The 17585-nt window shown below is 62.5% G+C and carries 21 protein-coding genes; 10 read left to right on the forward strand and 11 right to left on the reverse strand.

Features of this window, described 5'->3' with window-relative positions; all coding sequences use genetic code 11:
- The first annotated feature begins 140 nt into the window (after window positions 1–140).
- Entirely contained in the window at window positions 141–1136 is a 996-nt protein-coding gene (locus tag ACIQ2A_RS06585) for an alpha/beta fold hydrolase (protein ID WP_398477059.1), read from the forward strand.
- 155 nt (window positions 1137–1291) lie between these two features.
- Here the strand turns inward: ACIQ2A_RS06585 and ACIQ2A_RS06590 are convergent, their stop codons facing one another.
- Entirely contained in the window at window positions 1292–1543 is a 252-nt protein-coding gene (locus ACIQ2A_RS06590; RefSeq protein ID WP_398477061.1) for a DUF6489 family protein, read from the reverse strand.
- Window positions 1544–1772: 229 nt separating this feature from the next.
- Between ACIQ2A_RS06590 and ACIQ2A_RS06595 the strand changes: the two genes are divergently transcribed.
- The 5 genes from ACIQ2A_RS06595 to ACIQ2A_RS06615 all read left to right on the forward strand — a co-directional run bounded on the left by ACIQ2A_RS06595 (window position 1773) and on the right by ACIQ2A_RS06615 (window position 7663).
- A complete protein-coding gene (locus ACIQ2A_RS06595; RefSeq protein WP_398477063.1) occupies window positions 1773–3374 on the forward strand; it encodes an ABC transporter substrate-binding protein in 1602 nt (533 codons plus the stop codon).
- 202 nt (window positions 3375–3576) lie between these two features.
- Entirely contained in the window at window positions 3577–4557 is a 981-nt protein-coding gene (locus tag ACIQ2A_RS06600) for an ABC transporter permease (RefSeq protein ID WP_398477065.1), read from the forward strand.
- 172 nt (window positions 4558–4729) lie between these two features.
- Window positions 4730–5668 (forward strand): ABC transporter permease, encoded by a 939-nt coding sequence (locus ACIQ2A_RS06605; protein ID WP_398477067.1) that lies wholly within the window; start codon window positions 4730–4732, stop codon window positions 5666–5668.
- Between the two features lie 13 nt (window positions 5669–5681).
- Complete coding sequence (locus tag ACIQ2A_RS06610) at window positions 5682–6686, forward strand: ABC transporter ATP-binding protein (RefSeq protein WP_398477069.1); 1005 nt, start codon at window positions 5682–5684, stop codon at window positions 6684–6686.
- Window positions 6683–7663, forward strand: coding sequence for an ABC transporter ATP-binding protein (locus tag ACIQ2A_RS06615; RefSeq protein WP_398477070.1), 981 nt, complete (start codon window positions 6683–6685; stop codon window positions 7661–7663). Before ACIQ2A_RS06610 ends, ACIQ2A_RS06615 begins: the two co-directional genes overlap by 4 nt.
- Before the next feature lie 141 nt (window positions 7664–7804).
- On the opposite strand, the gene recA is transcribed toward ACIQ2A_RS06615, so the two are convergent.
- Window positions 7805–8908: a recombinase RecA gene (gene recA / locus ACIQ2A_RS06620; protein WP_398477072.1), complete on the reverse strand. Its 1104-nt coding sequence runs from the start codon at window positions 8906–8908 to the stop codon at window positions 7805–7807.
- Between the two features lie 194 nt (window positions 8909–9102).
- A complete protein-coding gene (locus ACIQ2A_RS06625) occupies window positions 9103–9294 on the reverse strand; it encodes a hypothetical protein (protein ID WP_398477074.1) in 192 nt (63 codons plus the stop codon).
- A 232-nt stretch (window positions 9295–9526) separates the two neighbouring features.
- On the opposite strand from ACIQ2A_RS06625, the gene ACIQ2A_RS06630 reads away from it, so the two are divergent.
- Window positions 9527–9958 (forward strand): PaaI family thioesterase, encoded by a 432-nt coding sequence (locus ACIQ2A_RS06630; RefSeq protein ID WP_398477076.1) that lies wholly within the window; start codon window positions 9527–9529, stop codon window positions 9956–9958.
- A 28-nt stretch (window positions 9959–9986) separates the two neighbouring features.
- Here the strand turns inward: ACIQ2A_RS06630 and ACIQ2A_RS06635 are convergent, their stop codons facing one another.
- Both ACIQ2A_RS06635 and ACIQ2A_RS06640 read right to left on the reverse strand, forming a co-directional pair.
- A complete protein-coding gene (locus tag ACIQ2A_RS06635) occupies window positions 9987–10289 on the reverse strand; it encodes a hypothetical protein (RefSeq protein WP_398477078.1) in 303 nt (100 codons plus the stop codon).
- A gap of 71 nt (window positions 10290–10360) precedes the next feature.
- Window positions 10361–10681, reverse strand: coding sequence for a YnfA family protein (locus ACIQ2A_RS06640; protein ID WP_398477080.1), 321 nt, complete (start codon window positions 10679–10681; stop codon window positions 10361–10363).
- A gap of 320 nt (window positions 10682–11001) precedes the next feature.
- On the opposite strand from ACIQ2A_RS06640, the gene ACIQ2A_RS06645 reads away from it, so the two are divergent.
- Window positions 11002–11214 (forward strand): DUF6894 family protein, encoded by a 213-nt coding sequence (locus ACIQ2A_RS06645; protein WP_398477082.1) that lies wholly within the window; start codon window positions 11002–11004, stop codon window positions 11212–11214.
- A 54-nt stretch (window positions 11215–11268) separates the two neighbouring features.
- Here ACIQ2A_RS06645 and ACIQ2A_RS06650 read toward each other — a convergent pair whose 3' ends face one another.
- Complete coding sequence (locus ACIQ2A_RS06650; RefSeq protein ID WP_398477084.1) at window positions 11269–11538, reverse strand: hypothetical protein; 270 nt, start codon at window positions 11536–11538, stop codon at window positions 11269–11271.
- A 125-nt stretch (window positions 11539–11663) separates the two neighbouring features.
- Window positions 11664–11966, reverse strand: a complete 303-nt coding sequence (locus ACIQ2A_RS06655) for an HdeA/HdeB family chaperone (protein ID WP_398477086.1) — start codon at window positions 11964–11966, stop codon at window positions 11664–11666.
- Window positions 11967–12218: 252 nt separating this feature from the next.
- Here ACIQ2A_RS06655 and ACIQ2A_RS06660 point away from each other — a divergent pair, with 252 nt between their 5' ends.
- Entirely contained in the window at window positions 12219–12461 is a 243-nt protein-coding gene (locus tag ACIQ2A_RS06660; protein WP_398477183.1) for a PilZ domain-containing protein, read from the forward strand.
- Here ACIQ2A_RS06660 and ACIQ2A_RS06665 read toward each other — a convergent pair.
- Together ACIQ2A_RS06665 and ACIQ2A_RS06670 are read right to left on the reverse strand one after the other, a co-directional pair.
- Window positions 12458–13948 (reverse strand): caspase domain-containing protein, encoded by a 1491-nt coding sequence (locus tag ACIQ2A_RS06665; RefSeq protein WP_398477088.1) that lies wholly within the window; start codon window positions 13946–13948, stop codon window positions 12458–12460. The two genes, ACIQ2A_RS06660 and ACIQ2A_RS06665, sit on opposite strands and share 4 nt — an antisense overlap.
- 172 nt (window positions 13949–14120) lie before the next feature.
- A complete protein-coding gene (locus ACIQ2A_RS06670; RefSeq protein WP_398477090.1) occupies window positions 14121–14375 on the reverse strand; it encodes a hypothetical protein in 255 nt (84 codons plus the stop codon).
- 232 nt (window positions 14376–14607) lie between these two features.
- On the opposite strand from ACIQ2A_RS06670, the gene ACIQ2A_RS06675 reads away from it, so the two are divergent.
- The gene (locus ACIQ2A_RS06675) at window positions 14608–15792 is read left to right on the forward strand and encodes a GNAT family N-acetyltransferase (RefSeq protein WP_398477092.1); all 1185 of its coding nucleotides are present in this window, start codon (window positions 14608–14610) and stop codon (window positions 15790–15792) included.
- A gap of 134 nt (window positions 15793–15926) precedes the next feature.
- Here the strand turns inward: ACIQ2A_RS06675 and ACIQ2A_RS06680 are convergent, their stop codons facing one another.
- Both ACIQ2A_RS06680 and ACIQ2A_RS06685 read right to left on the reverse strand, forming a co-directional pair.
- Window positions 15927–16592: a DsbA family oxidoreductase gene (locus tag ACIQ2A_RS06680; RefSeq protein WP_398477094.1), complete on the reverse strand. Its 666-nt coding sequence runs from the start codon at window positions 16590–16592 to the stop codon at window positions 15927–15929.
- Between the two features lie 75 nt (window positions 16593–16667).
- Window positions 16668–17480 (reverse strand): helix-turn-helix domain-containing protein, encoded by an 813-nt coding sequence (locus tag ACIQ2A_RS06685; protein ID WP_398477096.1) that lies wholly within the window; start codon window positions 17478–17480, stop codon window positions 16668–16670.
- Between the last annotated feature and the right edge of the window lie 105 nt (window positions 17481–17585).

Genomic DNA, 17585 nt, shown 5'->3' on the forward strand with positions numbered 1-17585 from the left:
TCACAATCACTGTCACAAACACCAAAACCACTGTCACAATAGGCTCTGCGACAACATATCGTTAAGCCCCGCGACGATTTGATCGCGTCAGCGCGCGCTTGTTACTTTTTCACAGGGACTTTCCATGTCATACAGATGACATGTACCAGCCTGCCCGTCTCCTCCCCGAACAGATCGAGGTTCCGTATCAGCCGCCGCGCATGGCGCGCGCGAACGGGATCGACATCTGTTACGACATCTTCGGCTATAGCGATGCGGAACCCATGGTGATGATCATGGGTCTCGGCGCGCAGCTGATCCATTGGGACGATGACTTCTGCCGCGAACTCGCGGCTAGCGGCTTCCGCGTCATCCGGTTCGACAATCGCGACATCGGTCTGTCGTCGAAGATGACCGGCGGCAAGAAGTTCTCGCTCTACGAATTGGCTAAACTTCGCTTCCTCAATATTCCCGTCGCAGCGCCCTACAAGCTGTCGGACATGGCGGCCGATACGGTGGCGCTGCTCGATGTGCTGCATATCCGCAAGGCGCATGTGGTCGGCGCATCCATGGGCGGCATGATCGCCCAGGAAATGGCGATCGCCTATCCCGAGCGCCTGCGCTCGCTGACGTCGATCATGTCCACGACGGGTGATCCGCGCCTGCCGCAGCCAAGCCGTCAGGTCACGCTCAAGCTGCTGCAGCGACAGCCCGACGGTTATGAGGCCTTCATCGAGCGCTTCAAGCAGACCTGGTTGTTCCTGCGCGTCGGCAGTTTCCCGGATGACGAGGCGCGCGATCTCGATCGCGCCGAGCGCACCTACGCCCGCGGCCTGAGTTCGGAAGGCGTCGGCCGCCAGCTGCGCGCCATTCTTGCGTCGGGCAGCCGCAAGGAGCGTCTCGCCAAGGTGTCTGCGCCGACGCTGGTGATCCATGGCAAGGTCGATCCATTGGTGCATCCGGCCGCTGGCCGTGACACCGCGGCGTCGATCCCCGGCGCCAAGCTGATGATGATCGATCGCATGGGTCATGCACTACCGATTTCCATGTGGAGCATGGTGATCGATGCGATTGCGCGGCATGCGCATAGCGCCAGCGCGAAGACGCGCGCCCCGCAGATGCGGGAGCATGTGGCCGAGATGCGGCGGGCGGGATAGGCCTCTCCGCGTCGTTCCCGCGACAGCGGGGACCCATAAACGCTGGCGGACTGAGGGTCGCTGACGATTTGGCTCTGCCGCCTGAACACGCCGACCGGGATAATGGATCCCCGCTTTCGCGGGGATGACAGCGGATAGTTTGCCGCGCGCCTCGCCTACTTCTTGTCCTTCGTCCCGGCGCCCATGCCGGCCATATTGACGAACATGTCCTGAAAGCGCTCGCCGATCTTGGGATCGAACGAGAACCAGCTTTGCATGATCGATTCCGGCGAATACTTATCCATATTCTCCATCATCTTCTTCTGCATCTGATCCATCATTGCCGCCTGCATCGGCTGCACGTCCGGAAGGCCAAGAAACTCGCGCGCCTCGAGCGGCGTGCAGTCCACGGTGACGGTCACCTTCATTGCCATTTCCCCTCATCCGGTCTGCAAATCGCTGCGATCCGACAGTATCGCCGGGGTCGCCACCTCGATGCAAGCGACGTCCCCCGACCCGCGACTGGCCTTCGCCTTGCATGTATCGGCACGGTTTACAGCCCGGAGTTGGTAAATCGCCCTTGCGCGCAAACCGAACTCCGCCAACAATGACTGAGCAGCTCAACTTTCGGGCTGCGGCGTGACGAGGGAGATACGGATGCTGTTTCTTCGGGCTCTTGCGGGTGCTGCCGCAGCACTATGCGTCTTCCTCACAGCGGCCCCCCTGCCCGTTGCGGCGCAGACACTGCGCTACGCCAATCAGGGCGACCTGAAATCCCTCGATCCCTATACGCTCCGCGAAACCACGACCATCGCGCATCATGGCCAGGTCTATGAAGGCCTGGTCGGCCGCGGCAAGGATCTGCAGCTGATTCCGGCGCTGGCGGAGAAATGGGAAACGCCGGAGCCGACCCGCTGGCGGTTCTATCTGCGCAAGAACGTCAAGTTCCAGAACGGCGATCCCTTCACCGCCGACGATGTGATCTTCTCCGCCGACCGCGTGCGTGCCAAGGGCTCGGACTTCACCACGGTGATTCCGGCGGATGCGAAATTCGTGAAGATCGACGATCATACTGTCGATGTCGTCCTGACCAAGCCCAACCCGATCCTGACGTCGCAATGGGACGTCTGGTATGTCATGAGCAAGAAATGGGCTGAAGCGAACAATGCGACGGCACCGACGCCGGCTGCCGCGACGTCGCCGAGCTATGCCTCGCTCAATGCCAACGGTACCGGCCCGTTCAAGATCGAGAGCCATCAGCCGGGCGTGAAGACCGTGTTCAAGGTCAATCCGGACTGGTGGGGCAAGCCCGAGCATAATCTCAAGGAAATCATCTTCACCCCCATCGCCTCCGATGCCACCCGCGTCGCCGCGCTGCTGTCGGGCGAAGTGGACATCATCGAGCCGGTGCCGGTGCAGGACATCGCCCGCGTCAACGGCACCGCCAATGCCAGCGTGCTGGCCGGGCCGGAGCTGCGCACGATCTTTCTCGGCATGGACCAGATCCGCGACGAACTGCTGTTCTCCAATATCAAGGGCAAGAACCCGTTCAAGGATGTCCGCGTCCGCGAGGCCTTCTACAAGGCCATCGACATCGAGGCGATCAAGAGCCGCGTGATGCGTGGGCTGTCGACGCCCTCCGCGCTGATGATCGCGCCGCCGCTGTTCAAGCTGTCGGGTGATTTCACCCGGCCGAAATACGATCTCGACGCGGCCAAGAGACTGCTCACTGAGGCCGGCTATCCGCAGGGCTTCGAGGTCGGCATGGACTGCCCCAATGATCGCTATGTCAATGACGCCGCGATCTGCCAAGCCGTGGTCAGCATGCTGGCGCGCATCAATGTGAAGGTGAACCTGAATGCGCAGCCGAAGGCGCTGTATTTCGCCAAGGTCTTCAAGACCGGCGGCTTCAACACCTCATTCTATCTGCTCGGCTGGACCCCCGGCACGCAGGATTCGCACAATGTGATGCATGACATCATGGGGTGCCGCGACGATCCGAACAGCCCGCGCGGCGCCACCAATCTCGGCGGCTATTGCAACAAGGAGTTCGACAAGCTGACCGATCAGGTGCTGCAGGAGACCGACACTGCGAAGCGCGACCAGCTGATCAAGCAGGCCTATGAGATTGCCAACAAGGAATGGGCCTATATCCCGCTGCACCAGCAGGCGCTGGCCTGGGGCGTGTCGAAAAAGGTGAAGATCGTGCAGCGGCCGGACAATCAGGTGCTGCCATACTGGGCGGTGAAGTCGGAATAGTGCGCAAGGTGGAAACGCGTCGTCCGCATCGCACAAAACTCTGCCCTCATCCTGAGGAGCGGCCGCAGGCCGCGTCTCGAAGGATGGCGGTAGCGCTCCGCAAACTCATGGTGCGAGGCTCCGCAAACTCATGGTTCGAGACGGCGCCGAAGTGGCGCCTCCTCACCATGAGGGGCTGAGTACCTGAAAGCGAAAGGATCGCATGCTCGCTTTCATCCTGCGTCGTGCCCTGCAGTCCATCGGTGTGCTGATCGCGGTCGGCATCATCTCCTTCACCATGTTCCGCTTCGCCGGCGATCCGGTGAACCAGATGGTGGCGATCGACACCACGCCGGCCCAGCGCGCCGAGATCCGCGCCTCGCTCGGCCTCGACGATCCCGTGGTGGTGCAATTCGCGCGCTACTTTGCCAATGCAGCGCAGTTCAAGTTCGGCGTGTCCTATCAATTCCGCCAGCCTGTCTCGTCGCTGCTGCAGGAGCGCATGCCGGCGACCCTCGAGCTCGCCACCTGCGCGACTGTGCTCGCGCTGTTCTTCGGCATCCTGATGGGCATCTATTCGGCGCTGCGGCGGGACTCTTTCACCGCAAAGCTGCTGCAGGCGGTGTCGCTGATCGGCATCTCGCTGCCGACCTTCCTGATCGGCATCCTGCTCATCTATCTGTTCGCGGTGACGCTGGGCTGGCTGCCGTCCTTCGGCCGCGGCGAGGTGGTGAAGCTCGGCTGGTGGACCACCGGCTTTCTCACCGTCTCCGGCTGGAAGGCGCTGATCATGCCGTCGGTCACCCTCGGCCTGTTCCAGATGACGCTGATCATGCGCCTGGTCCGCGCCGAGATGCTGGAAGTGCTGCGCACCGACTATATCCGCTTCGCGCGCGCCCGTGGCCTCACCACGCGTGCCATCCATTTCGGCCATGCGCTGAAGAATACGCTGGTGCCGGTGATCACGGTGGCCGGGCTGCAGTTTGGCTCTGTCATCGCCTTCGCCATCATCACGGAGACTGTGTTCCAGTGGCCGGGCATGGGGCTGCTGTTCGTGCAGGCGGTGCAGAATGTCGATATCCCGATCATGGCCGCCTATCTGCTGGTGGTGTCGCTGATCTTCGTCACCATCAATCTGGTGGTGGACATCCTCTATACGATCGTCGATCCGCGCCTGCGCGCGACGGTGGGACGGCCGGCATGAGGGATGTGATGCGCAGACGTTTCTTCACACTCAGCCTGTCATCCCCGCGAAAGCGGGGATCCATAGACACCGAGCTTGCGGTGACACATTTGCGGAGCCACCAGCGTTTCACGACTGCTTCGGAGGTTATGGATCCCCGCTTTCGCGGGGATGACAGGGGAGAACGCGCATCATGACCGACGCCCCCCTTCCCCACACACCCGGCCTTCTCGCCCGCGCCATCGACAGCGACATCTTCTATTCGTTCCGCCGCTCGAAGCTCACAGTGGTGGCGGCCAGCATTGCGCTGGTGTTGATGCTGGCCGCGATTTTCGCGCCGGTTCTTGCCATGCAGAATCCGTTCGATCCCGCCCAGCTCGACCTGATGAATTCCCGTATCTCGCCGCTCTGGACCGCGGAAGGTGCACGGCCATTCCTGTTCGGCACCGACGAGCAGGGCCGCGACGTATTCTCCGCGATCCTCTACGGCATGCGCATCTCGCTGATCGTCGGCATCCTCGGCGTCGGGCTCGCTGCGGTGCTCGGCATCGGGCTCGGGCTGATCGCCGGCTATGTCGGCGGCGCCGTGGATTCCCTGATCATGCGCATCGCCGATGTGCAGCTCACGTTTCCCGCTATCCTGATCGCCCTTCTCATCGACGGCGTCGTGAAGTCATTGCTCGGCAATCATCTCGATGCCACCACCATGCTGGTGGTGCTGGTGGTCGCCATCGGCCTGAGCTTCTGGGTGCAATATGCGCGCACCGTGCGCGGTTCGGTCATGGTGGAGAAGAACAAGGACTATGTCGCCGCCGCACAGCTGATCGGCCTGCCCGCGCGCGTGATCATGCTGCGCCATGTGCTGCCCAACACGATGGGGCCGATTCTGGTGATTGCCACCATCAATCTCGCGCTTGCCATCATCACCGAGGCGACATTGTCCTTTCTCGGTTCCGGCATGCCGGACACCATGCCCTCGCTCGGCACGCTGATCCGCATCGGCAACAATTATCTGTTTTCCGGGGAATGGTGGGTCATCGCCTTTCCCGGCATCGCGCTGGCCTCGCTGATCCTGTCGATCAATCTGGTCGGCGACTGGTTGCGCGATGCGCTGAATCCGAAGCTGCAATGACGGGAGAGACCAGATGAGCACGCCCGTCCTGTCCGTCCGCGACCTGCATGTGGAATTCGCCAGCCGGCGCGGCACACTGCATGCGATCAATGGCGTCTCCTTCGACATTGCGCGCGGGGAAGTGCTGGGCGTGGTCGGCGAATCCGGCGCCGGGAAATCGGTGACCGGGCTTGCGGCGATCGGGCTGATCGACCCGCCCGGCCGGATCGCAGGCGGCGAGATTTATCTGTCCGGGCAGCGCATCGACAACCTGCCGCCCCGCGAGGTGCGCCGCATCCGCGGCAAGCGCATTGCCATGATCTTTCAGGACCCGCTCACCAGCCTCGATCCGCTCTATCGCATCGGCGACCAGTTGGTGGAAACAATCCGGACCCATCTCCCATTGTCCGAAAGCGCGGCGCGTCAGCGCGCTATCGATCTCCTCGCCGAAGTCGGCATCCCTGCTCCGGAGAAGCGCATTGACGCCTATCCGCATGAATTTTCCGGCGGCATGCGCCAGCGCGTGGTGATCGCGCTGGCCATCGCTGCCGAGCCGGAACTGATCATCGCGGATGAGCCGACCACCGCGCTCGACGTCTCCGTGCAGGCGCAGATCATCGCGCTGATCAAGCGGCTCGGCCGCGACCACGGCACGGCCGTGATGCTGGTGACCCACGACATGGGCGTGATTGCCGAAACCTCGGACCGCGTGGCCGTGATGTATTCTGGCCGCATCGCCGAGATCGGCCCGGTCCGCGACGTCGTGCAGCATCCCCTGCATCCCTATGCCAAAGGCCTGATGGGTGCGATCCCGACGCTGACCGGCGATGCATCGCAACGGCTGGTGCAGATCCCGGGGAGCATGCCGCGACTGTCGGCGATCCCCGCCGGCTGCGCCTTTCATCCGCGCTGCAGTTTCGCATTCGACCGCTGCCGCGCCGAGCGGCCAGAGCCGATTGCCGTCGGCACGCAGCGCGTGGCCTGTCATCTCCATGATCCCGCATCATCAAGACAAGTGCCGGCGGAGATCGGCGCATGACGGTGCTGGTGCAGGCGCGCGATCTGCGGCGCGCATTCGATGTCTCAAAGCCGTGGCTCAACCGCGTGATCGAGCGGACCCCGCGGGAATATCTGCGCGCGGTGGACGGCGTGTCCTTCGACATCAAGCGCGGCGAGACCTTTGCGCTGGTGGGTGAATCCGGCTCCGGAAAGAGCACGGTAGCGCGGATGGTTGTCGGCCTGCTGCCGCCATCCTCCGGCGAGGTCAGCATCGATGGCATCTCGATGAGCGACCCGAAACAGGCGGCCGCGCGAAAACCGCTGCGGCGGCGCATCCAGATGATCTTTCAGGATCCCTATGCCAGCCTCAATCCGCGCCTGCGGGTGGATGCGATCATCGCCGAGCCGATCCGCGCCTTCGATCTGATCGGCAGCGAACGCGATATCCGCGCGCGGGTGGGCGAGTTGCTGCGCCTGGTCGGCCTGCATCCCGATGATGGCGTGAAGTTTCCACACCAGTTTTCCGGCGGCCAGCGCCAGCGCATCGCCATCGCCCGCGCGCTGGCATCGGAGGCCGACTTCATCGTCTGCGACGAACCGACCTCTGCACTCGATGTCTCCGTGCAGGCGCAGATCCTGAACCTGATGCGCGACCTGCAGGACAGGCTGGGGCTGACCTATCTGTTCATCAGCCACAACCTCGCAGTGGTGCGCCATATGGCGACGCGAATCGGCGTGATGTATCTTGGCCGTATCGTCGAATGCGCCGACGGCCACGAATTGTTCACCCACCCGCGCATGCCCTATACGCGCATGCTGCTCGGCGCCGTGCCTGATCTCGCAATGCCCGGCCGTGCGCGCATCGCAGTGTCGGGCGAGATTCCGAATCCGATCGATCCGCCGAAAGGCTGCACGTTCCATCCGCGCTGCCCGGAGGTGTTCGAGCCATGCCGGCGCGAGGTACCGCTGCTCATTGACGGCGTTGCCTGTCATGCCGTGAACAGGCCTTCCCCATAGCGCGAAACGAAAAGGGCCCCGCTAGCGGGGCCCTTTGTGTAGCGACAGGCATTGCAAGGCATCGGCAACAGACCCCTGCAACACACCATCGCGAAACGGTTGGCTGCTTTCCCGGCCGCGCAGCGCGGACCGGGACGCTGATTAATCCTCAGCCGGCTCCGAGCCTTCGGTATCGCCATCTTCCTCGTCACGCTTGCCGGCGAGGATCTGCTCGGCAATCAGGCCGGAATTCTGCCGGATCGAGGCTTCGATCTTGGCGGTCATGTCCGGATTGGCTTTCAGGAAGGCCTTGGAATTCTCACGACCCTGGCCGAGGCGCTGGCTGTCATAGGAGAACCAGGCGCCAGACTTCTCGACGATGCCGGCCTTGACGCCGAGATCGAGAATCTCGCCCATCTTGGAGACGCCTTCGCCATACATGATGTCGAATTCGACTTGCTTGAACGGCGGTGCCAGCTTGTTCTTCACGACCTTCACGCGAGTCGAGTTGCCGACCACTTCGTCACGCTCCTTGATCGCGCCGATGCGGCGGATGTCGAGACGGACCGAAGCATAGAATTTCAGAGCGTTACCGCCTGTGGTGGTTTCCGGCGAACCATACATCACACCGATCTTCATGCGGATCTGGTTGATGAAGATGACCATCGTGTTCGACTTGTTGATCGACGCGGTCAGCTTGCGCAGCGCCTGGCTCATCAAACGCGCCTGCAGGCCGGGCAGCGCATCGCCCATCTCGCCTTCGAGTTCGGCGCGCGGTACGAGCGCTGCAACCGAGTCGACGATGAGGACGTCCACCGCGCCCGAACGCACCAGCGTGTCGGCGATTTCCAGCGCCTGTTCGCCGTGATCGGGCTGCGAGATCAGGAGCTCATCGACATTGACGCCGAGCTTGCGGGCATAGACCGGATCGAGCGCGTGTTCGGCGTCGATGAAGGCGCAGATGCCGCCCTTCTTCTGCGCTTCGGCGACGCAATGCAGCGCCAGCGTGGTCTTGCCCGAGGATTCCGGTCCGTAGATCTCGATCACGCGCCCCTTGGGCAGGCCACCGACGCCGAGCGCAATATCGAGACCCAGCGACCCCGACGAGATGACCTCGATATCCATCGAGCGGTCATTCTTGCCGAGCTTCATCACCGAGCCCTTGCCGAACTGACGCTCGATCTGGGAGAGCGCAGCCGCCAGGGCTTTGGACTTGTCCATGGAGGATCCTTCAACGATACGCAGGGCAGACGAATTGGCAGCCATTGATCTAGCTCCTTATGAAGGGATTCGCGACAGGGACAAATGCAAGAGCGACAAACGGACGGCCGTGCCGCTCAGATGATTCAATGTACCCTATCTGTTCCATGTTCGCAATATGTTCTTTCAGAAATTTGCGCGATCTTGCGCGCCAAACGGCCGCTCGCGCCAGCCAAACTGCTGCAACCAAGTTTGGACGCTCAGATTTCGGCCATCGCCTCGGGGAGCGGCAGGTTCGCCAGCTCCGGTGCGATTCCGATCGCATAGACATCGGCAATGCCGGCCTTGCGCAGGCGCTTCAGTTCGACCACCGCATGGTCGAGCGTCTCCACGGTGCCGTAAAACACCTTCTCCGTCGGCTTATACGGCGTTCCGTAGATGCTGTAGGCCATGGGCGATAAGCGTCCGGTCGTTGCGAAGCGAAATATCAACCAGTCGTATAGCGGGCAGCCGCGATTTGTCTACTAAAATAGACAACTCAACCGCACAGTGGACTGCGGCGCATCCGCGCGAGGTCGCTGACCGGCCCGGTATCCGCTGCGATCAGCCTTTCCTCCCGAGCCTCGCCCGATACTATCCCGACAGCATCGGCCACATCGCTTCATTCGGTCAGGACACCAACCCATGGACGCCACCAGCCGCATCCGCGACAGCTTTGCCAGACAGGGACTGATGAGCACTCTTGGCGCGACACTCGGCAACATTGCGCCGGGCGCCGTGGAGATCGTGCTGATCCCCTCGCCTGCGATCTCGCAGCAGCATGGCTTCGTCCATGCCGGTGCGATCAGCGCGATCGCCGATAGCGCGGCGGGTTATTCGGCCCTCAGCCTGATGCCCGAGGGCGCGGGCGTGCTGACCACCGAATTCAAGATCAATCTGGTGGCACCGGCGATCGGCGAGCGCATTGTCGCGCGCGGGCGCATCGTGAAGCCGGGGCGCACACTGACGCTCGTGCAGTCCGACGTCTTCGCCATCAGCGATGGTCAGGAGAAGCTCGTCGCCCTCCTCACCGCGACCATGATGACACTCCGGGATCGCGACGGCATCAGCGACTGATGCCTGTCCGACCGACGCCGCCGGGCTTTCAGTTCAGCAGATCGCAACTCGCGATGCGGTTGAAATCCGCCAGGCGGCGCTCGGCCGGTCCGGCAAGATCGATGGTCGCCAGCAGCTCTGCCAATCGTCGATGCGCCCGCTCCGCGTCTGCGGCCGGCAGCGGCGCTTCGTCATAGACATCGATATAGGGCGTGACGAGACTGCTCAGCAGCTGGCACAGCGCGCTGTGCTCGGGCGCGCGGCGGCTGAGATCGGATAGTTTCTGCTGGAAGGAGCGGAAGGTGTGCAGGCCGTGGTGCTGCTGTTCAAACCACGTGCTGAGATCGTGCATATGAGCCTCTTCAAATGCGAGAAGAAGCTATGAGCTTTTACACTTTGGCGCAGGAAAAGGCCAGCACAGGTTTAGCGCGGCCCGGCAATGATGACCGCGGCACCGACCAGACAGATCGCCGCGCCCGCAATGTCCCAGCGATCCGGGCGAAAGCCTTCGGCGAGCCAGAGCCATAATACGGACATCGCGATATAGATGCCGCCATAGGTGGCATAGGCCCGGCCTGCGGCTTCGCTTTCGACCAGCGTGAGCAGATAAGCGAACAGGAGCAGCGAGGCGATGCCGGGGATGAGAATCCAGGCGGGCTTGCCAAGGCGGAGCCAGGCCCAGAAGGCGAAGCAGCCGATGATTTCGGCCATCGCAGCACCGATGAACACAAACGCCGTCCGCATCAAAGCTCCGCTACTCGTTGGTCGTCCGTTTCGATGAGTATGACTTAGCGGCCCCAAAGATGCGGGTGCAATCGGCGCTTTCACCCCGTCGAAGGCGTCACTGCGAAATGACGAAGATGCCCGGCCAGTCATGACATCCGGCTACTCAGGTTCCACAACCGGAACCACACGGGGCACAACTCAAAAAAACCGCGCATTTGCCATAAATTTTGCATGATTTTTGTCGACGCGCGGAATGACTTGGTTTAGCGGTACCATTATCCCACGGCAACCTCAGGTGCCGGTAGGACATCCCATGTGTCCCAGAAGTGGTCATCCCGTTGCCGCTGTTTTATTTCCACATCATCTCCGAACACACCTTCCTTGACGACGAAGGCACCGCCTTCGAGTCCGAGCAGGATGCAATGAAACATGCACGCGAACTCGCTGCCGAGCTGGTGCGAGTCACCGGTGTGATCAAAGGCGCAATCGTGGTCGAGAACGAGGATGCCGGCGGCATGTTCGAAGTGCCGCTGTCGTCCTGGAACAACTAGACTGCCCGCAACTGCCGCGCGGTTGCGCTCTGGCATCGACGCGGCTGCAGAAAATCAGTGCGTGGCGCTGCCGGTCTTGGTGCGGGGCTGTTTGGCCGGAGCTGCCGCCTTCGGCGCATCGCTGCGGACATTGCCCCACGGATCGACCGAGCTCTTGTTGTCGGGAATCTGGCGCAAGGAATCGCGATAGGCCTTCTGCCGGATGGCGTCCTGCTCCTTCTCCTCCGGACTCATGGTCTTCACCTCCGGCATCAGATTCATCATCTGGGCCGAGGCAGGTCCGGTCAGTAGCGCGAGCATCGCGATGGCGCTGAGCAGTCTCATGATAAAAAGGCTCCGTGGAACTCGGAGCCCTTATACCACCTGCCTCTCGGGCGCGCCAAGCACGCGAAAGCAGTGCCCTCCTGCCCTGTCGGATATGCCCGGATGGGAGCCGTGTGCTGCGGCGGCTATTTGCCGAGGATTCGTTCGGCGGCCGTGACAATGCTGACGCCCGGATTGGTCGCGCAATAAGCTCCGAACTTCTTGGCGTTTTCAGTGAAGACCTCGGTATCGATCAGCGCCTCGTCGGAGTCGCCTTTGTACCAGCCGTCGATCCAGGTCAGCACCATCGCGATGTCATCTGGCTTGGACTCGATGAATTGCTTGCACGACATCACCGAAAGGTCGAGCACCACCGCCCTGGCCGGTGTGACGACGGGTGCGATGGCGACTACGATCAGCGAAGCGAGCAAGGCGCTGGCGGTTTTCATGGCAGTTCTCTCCCCAGTGGAAAATGAACGCCAGCGGCTCGCCAATACGATCCTGTGTCTGAAGCGTTCGTTCTCAACGCTACCAGTGCGCGAGCCGGCGCAATCTGAAATTTCCCTGAAATTTTGCCGGTAATTGTCTGCCAAATCTTCAGAAAGTGTAAACAGGCAGGCCCGGATCTCTGCATTCGGCTTCAATGACCGGCAAGATGATACGGCTAGACGTGTCGCATGAAGACGACACGGACAACGGCCATGGATGAGCGACGGCGACACCCGCGCCAGCGGGTTTTGAAGCGGGGTATGCTGACCTTCATCGGCGGCGGCGGCATCGATTGCACCGTGCGCAACATCTCGGTCTCCGGCGCGCGCATCGACGTCGCGAGCCCTGTCGGCATTCCCGAGCAGTTTCATCTGGTGATCGAGACGGACCAGTTCATCCGCCGCGGCCGGCCGGTCTGGAGCAGCGAGCGCCAAATCGGGATTGAATTCGATTAGTAGCGGCCACCGCTGTTATAGCCGCCGCCATATCCGCCGCGGCTATAACCGCCGCCATATCCACCGCCGCCATAGATGCGCGGAGGCGGCGCGTAATAAACGGCTGGTGGACGGCGCACCACGATGTCTTCTTCGATGACCTCACGGCGTGGCGTGCGGTCGGCACGTTTTCTTGTGGTGTCGGCTTTTGCCGGTTTCTCGGCCTTCTTCGACGCGGGAGCGGCTGCGGGCGGCGCATTGCACGGGCAGGTCGGCGCAGGCGTGGCGAGCGCAGCGACATTGGTGGCTGCAGCTGCTCCAGCGGCAGGCTCCGGCTTGTTGCGCACGCGCTCGATCAGCCCGCGCGCCGTCACGGTCTGCTCGCTATCGGGATATTTGGCCAGGAAGGTTTCGTAGGACGACACCGTGTTGGTGATGACAGCGATATTCCAGGCAACCATCCGGTAGTGACGATCAAGCCAATCCTTGGCCTCGGGGCCAAAGGGCGGCGCGGCATAGAGGCTGACAAAGGCCTCATAGGCTTCCACCGAACCGTCGAACACGATCGCGTCGTGGGCCTGCTGGATCGGCTTGCCCTGCAATTCTTTCTTCCATTCCTCGGCGGAGCGTTTCTTGCCCTGCGCCTTGGCGTCATCGACGGTGGCACCGCCACGGGCCGCGACCTCGACACCTGCTTTGGCTTCTACAGTTTTGGCATCGCCGGTTGCTGGCTTGACCTCGGCGCCCGCGCCAAAGAAACGGAAATCGCTGACCAGCGATGAGCTTTCCCACGGCGTCTGCCGCCCTTCGGTGGCGAGATTGACCGCGAGACGCACGCGCTTGAACGCCTCCTCGATGGGAATGCCGGGTTCGCGCCCGGCTTTCAGCAGCGCCGTCGTATAGGGGCTATTGGCACCGCTGCCATCCTCGGCTTCGGCGCCCGGCGCGGTGGAGAATGACAGCAATGTGCCGGGTGCTCCGAATTTCACATCCACATGGGCGAGGCCACGCGGCGCCTTGTTGATGGCAGGGAACGGATTATTACGGCAGGCATCGAGCAGGATGATCCGGCTCTTGCTCGGCAGCGCATTCAGCGTGTTGAGAATGTCGTTGAGGCGCACCGCCTGCAGCGTGACGTCGATCTCGCGCTTGGGATCGATGTCCACCGGCATCAGATAGTTCTCGCCGTCCACCTGCACGCCATGGCCGGCATAGAACACCAGCGAGGTCGTATCCGGCCCCTTGGCGGCGACCGTGGCGGCAAAGGCGCTGAGTTTTGCCCGCAACTCGTTTTGCGTGAGATCCGACGCCGATTGAACTTCGAAGCCGGCATCGGTGAGCATGGCCGCCATCGCTTTGGCGTCATTGGCCGGATTCGGTAGCGGCGTCACCGCCTTGTAAGCAGATTGCCCGATCACCAGCGCGACCCGGCTTTCAGCGAAGGCGGCGGAGGTGCCAAGCAATATGGCGGCGGCTGCGATTGCGTGGCGGACAACGGGACCCATCATCGAACGACCTCCCCGGCCAAGCCGGTATGCGCGACGGATCAATCCCGTCGGACTGCAAGTGAAATCAGGCAGCCTCGTCGCCAACAATGCGACGGGCTGCCGCTACTCGCATTTGGTCGCGGTGATGAACGACGCGGTTCATGGCGAACCGCGCATCGGACCCAGGTCCGGATTATTTCTTCTTGGTCACCGGCGCGGGCGCAGGTGCCGCCGGCGCAACGCCGCCCCACGGGTCATATTTCTGCTTGGCCTCGGGGATGCGCTCGAGGGCGGCCTTGTAGGCCCGTTCATCGGGCTTGGGCGCCTCGGCGGGATTGGCGTGCGGGCCTTTTTCTTCGCCACCACCACGCCGCTGTGCGGATGCCGGCGTCGATACCGATGCGGCAACCAGGGCCAAAGCCGTTGCTGCCAGAATAAGTGCTTTCATGAGAGGTCCTCCGTCTCCTTGATAGCCCGGCGCGGACATGATTTTCCAGTCCCCGGAGCGGGAACAGGCAGGCCTTTTATGTCGGCATCCTGCTCATCGTCGTTGGAATCATGACATTTTCAGGGATGGCTTGGTAAATGATCGGTCTCCGGAACCGCACGCATTGCGCGTGAATGCAAACCAGTTCTTGGCATGTTCCAGCTATGGTCGGGGCCTCGCGGGGAAACGGAACGTGGTCGATCTCACCAATCCAATGGCTATGCACGGCGGTAACGGGCCAAAGGTGCACCCGCACGCGGCTATCGCTTCCGAGGATAAGCCGATCCAGCTTATCGATATTCCGCTCGATGCCTGGCGTGCACTGGAAGCGCGCGCCGTCGAGCCGAACGGCTATTACCTCGCCGACTGGGAACTGGCGGTGAACGCCTCGGTGGACGGCCTGACCGACGCCTCCTCCCTCACAGCCTGGGCGAATGGCAAGCTGATTGGCCTGCTGCCGGTCATCTCCCTGCGCCGCGCCCATCGGCTGCCTCTGCCGGTGCTCGTCAATGCCGATGCCTATGGCACCCTCTCGACGCCGTTGCTCGACCGCGACGACACGCGCGCAGCCGCCACAGCCTTGTTCGCACAGGCCCGGCAGCAAGGTGCTCGCGCCCTCGTCTTTCACAGTGTCTCGCTGGAAGGCCCGGCGATGGCAGCGATGCGGGACGTGCTGGCCCAGGACGGTATATCACCACGCATCATCACCTCCCATGTCCGCGCCAGCCTCGACGCCACGCGCAATGCCGAGGATGTGCTGCGCGACGGACTGGGAGCAAAGAAGCTGAAAGAGCTGCGCCGCCAGCGCAATCGTCTCGCCGAACATGGCGAGGTGACATTCCATGTCGCCCGCACGCCAGACGAAGTGGCCAAAGCGCTCGACACGTTCCTCGCGCTGGAAGCCGGCGGCTGGAAAGGCAAACGCGGCACGGCCCTGAAGCAGCGGGCCGGCGACGAGACCTTCATCCGCCACGCCACAAATGCGCTTGCCGTGCGCGGCCAATGCGAGATCGTGACCCTGAATGTCGGCGACGCTGCGGTGGCATCGGGCGTGATGGTCCGCCACCTCGATCGCGCCTATTATTTCAAGATCGGCGTCGATGAGCGCTTTGCGAAATATTCGCCGGGCGTTCAGCTCACCCTCGATGTCACCCGGCACCTCTGCGCCGATCCCGCGATCGCCTCCGCAGATTCCACGGCTGCGCCGGGACATCCGATGATCGATCCGATCTGGCGCGAACGCCTGGCGATCGGCGACGTGGTGTTGCCGCTCTACAAGAATGATCCGGTGGCATCACTCACTTACGCGGTACTATCACTGCGGCATCACGCCCGCGAAGCCGCGAAGCGGATGCTGCAGCAACTACGGAAGCGTTAAGCGCCGTCCACACGCCGCCCTCATCCTGAGGAGCCGCGCAGCGGCGTCTCGAAGGATGGCGACGGAGATCCATCATCTCATGGTTCGAGACGGCGCTTCGCGCCTCCTCATCATGAGGCATAGAGTATCGCGCTCTACTCAGCTGCCTGCGCATTGATCTCCGCAGATATCTGCCGGATCGCCCGCGCCAATTTGTCCGGATCCTGCGCGCCCGACACGGCATATTTCTGCGCAAAGACATAGGTCGGCACGCCGGAAATGCCCTTGTCGGCAGCTTCCTTTGCATCCGCGGAAATCTTTGCGACATCCTCATCCGTGGCCAACCGCTTGCGCACGTCATCGGCATCGAGACCGATATCGGCCGCGGCCTGCACCAGCGTGTCGGTCTGGGTGAGATCGCCGCCGTCGCGGAAATACAATTCCATCAGCTTCTGCTTCATCTCGGCTGATTTTCCGATTGCGTCGGCCCACAGGATCAAGCGGTGGCAATCGATCGTATTGGGCTGGCGCTTCACCGAGTCAGGCCTGTAGCTCAGCCCTTCCTCTTCTGCCGCGGCGACGACGCGCTGGGCGATGCCTTTATACGCGTCCACTGAACCGAACTTGGTTTCAAGATAGGTCGAGCGATCGATACCCTCGGCGGGAATCCAGGGATTGAGAAAGAACGGCCGCCAATTCACATGCACCGGCACCTCAGGGGCCAAGGCCATCGCATTCTCGATGCGGCGTTTGCCGATATAGCACCACGGGCAAACGACGTCGGACACGATATCGATCTGAAGCGGCTTGATGGCGCTCATGGCGGCCTCCCTGTGGTCTTGCTAACCCACAAATAGGCCGCACAGACCCATGCGGCAAGGCCGCGGTTCCCGCCGCTAGGGCGCGCCAGCCAAGGATCGCAACTTCTGCGTCGTCGCAGCGTCCGCCGGAAAGAATGTCTCGATGGCGATTTCTGCGAGCGTGATGTCCAATGGCGTTCCGAAAGTCATGGTGGTGGACATGAAGCTCAGCACATCACCGCCAAGCCGCATACGGAATGGCACCACCACGCTGTCCGCCGCGATCGGCGCCGAGCGCGCCGGTACCGGATAGGTCTTCAGCTCCTGATACAGCTTGAACAGTTCGGAATCGGCCGTCGCCTCGCATTGCCGGTGCAGCCGCTCCAGCAGATGCGCGCACCATTCGCCGAGATTGACGGTGCGCGCCGCAAGGCCCTGCGGATGGAAACTCAGCCTCAGCACATTGAGTGGCGGAGCCAGCAGGTCGGCGGGAATGCCTGCGAGCAGCGGCATCACCATGCTGTTGGCCGAGACCAGATTCCAGTGCCGGTCCACCGCCAGTGCCGGATGCGGCTGATGGGCCTTGAGCACGACATCGATGGCCTGGCGCGCGGACGCCAGCGCCGGATCGTCCAGCGTTCGCTGTGGAAAGGCTGGCGCAAAACCTGCGGCGACGAGCAGCACATTGCGCTCGCGCAGCGGCACGTCGAGCCGCTCGGCGAGACGCAACACCATATCGCGCGACGGCGCCGATCGACCGGTCTCGACGAAACTCAGATGGCGCGTCGAGATCTCCGCATCGCCGGCGAGATCGAGCTGGCTCAGGCGCCGCCGCTGGCGCCATTCGCGCAGGTGGTCGCCGATGGCCATGGGCCGGCTGGGAGATGGGGTGGCAAGCTGTGTGGTCATGGCAAAACGCTAACACGCAGTTTTTCGCGCTTCCATGACCTCCGAGGTAATCGATTTGCCTCTGCGCGGCGGACATCTTCGGGACATCGCAACCGGTCATCGAAG

This window comes from Tardiphaga sp. (assembly GCF_044336785.1).
GTDB lineage: Bacteria > Pseudomonadota > Alphaproteobacteria > Rhizobiales > Xanthobacteraceae > Tardiphaga.

What these genes read in the sequence shown, in the direction of transcription:
- ACIQ2A_RS06585 (WP_398477059.1), top strand. Translation starts at nt 141, where the DNA reads ATGTACCAGCCTGCCCGTCTCCTCCCCGAACAGATCGAGGTTCCGTAT.
- ACIQ2A_RS06590 (WP_398477061.1), bottom strand. Translation starts at nt 1,543, where the DNA reads ATGAAGGTGACCGTCACCGTGGACTGCACGCCGCTCGAGGCGCGCGAG.
- ACIQ2A_RS06595 (WP_398477063.1), top strand. Translation starts at nt 1,773, where the DNA reads ATGCTGTTTCTTCGGGCTCTTGCGGGTGCTGCCGCAGCACTATGCGTC.
- ACIQ2A_RS06600 (WP_398477065.1), top strand. Translation starts at nt 3,577, where the DNA reads ATGCTCGCTTTCATCCTGCGTCGTGCCCTGCAGTCCATCGGTGTGCTG.
- ACIQ2A_RS06605 (WP_398477067.1), top strand. Translation starts at nt 4,730, where the DNA reads ATGACCGACGCCCCCCTTCCCCACACACCCGGCCTTCTCGCCCGCGCC.
- ACIQ2A_RS06610 (WP_398477069.1), top strand. Translation starts at nt 5,682, where the DNA reads ATGAGCACGCCCGTCCTGTCCGTCCGCGACCTGCATGTGGAATTCGCC.
- ACIQ2A_RS06615 (WP_398477070.1), top strand. Translation starts at nt 6,683, where the DNA reads ATGACGGTGCTGGTGCAGGCGCGCGATCTGCGGCGCGCATTCGATGTC.
- recA (WP_398477072.1), bottom strand. Translation starts at nt 8,908, where the DNA reads ATGGCTGCCAATTCGTCTGCCCTGCGTATCGTTGAAGGATCCTCCATG.
- ACIQ2A_RS06625 (WP_398477074.1), bottom strand. Translation starts at nt 9,294, where the DNA reads ATGGCCTACAGCATCTACGGAACGCCGTATAAGCCGACGGAGAAGGTG.
- ACIQ2A_RS06630 (WP_398477076.1), top strand. Translation starts at nt 9,527, where the DNA reads ATGGACGCCACCAGCCGCATCCGCGACAGCTTTGCCAGACAGGGACTG.
- ACIQ2A_RS06635 (WP_398477078.1), bottom strand. Translation starts at nt 10,289, where the DNA reads ATGCACGATCTCAGCACGTGGTTTGAACAGCAGCACCACGGCCTGCAC.
- ACIQ2A_RS06640 (WP_398477080.1), bottom strand. Translation starts at nt 10,681, where the DNA reads ATGCGGACGGCGTTTGTGTTCATCGGTGCTGCGATGGCCGAAATCATC.
- ACIQ2A_RS06650 (WP_398477084.1), bottom strand. Translation starts at nt 11,538, where the DNA reads ATGAGACTGCTCAGCGCCATCGCGATGCTCGCGCTACTGACCGGACCT.
- ACIQ2A_RS06655 (WP_398477086.1), bottom strand. Translation starts at nt 11,966, where the DNA reads ATGAAAACCGCCAGCGCCTTGCTCGCTTCGCTGATCGTAGTCGCCATC.
- ACIQ2A_RS06660 (WP_398477183.1), top strand. Translation starts at nt 12,219, where the DNA reads ATGGATGAGCGACGGCGACACCCGCGCCAGCGGGTTTTGAAGCGGGGT.
- ACIQ2A_RS06665 (WP_398477088.1), bottom strand. Translation starts at nt 13,948, where the DNA reads ATGATGGGTCCCGTTGTCCGCCACGCAATCGCAGCCGCCGCCATATTG.
- ACIQ2A_RS06670 (WP_398477090.1), bottom strand. Translation starts at nt 14,375, where the DNA reads ATGAAAGCACTTATTCTGGCAGCAACGGCTTTGGCCCTGGTTGCCGCA.
- ACIQ2A_RS06680 (WP_398477094.1), bottom strand. Translation starts at nt 16,592, where the DNA reads ATGAGCGCCATCAAGCCGCTTCAGATCGATATCGTGTCCGACGTCGTT.
- ACIQ2A_RS06685 (WP_398477096.1), bottom strand. Translation starts at nt 17,480, where the DNA reads ATGACCACACAGCTTGCCACCCCATCTCCCAGCCGGCCCATGGCCATC.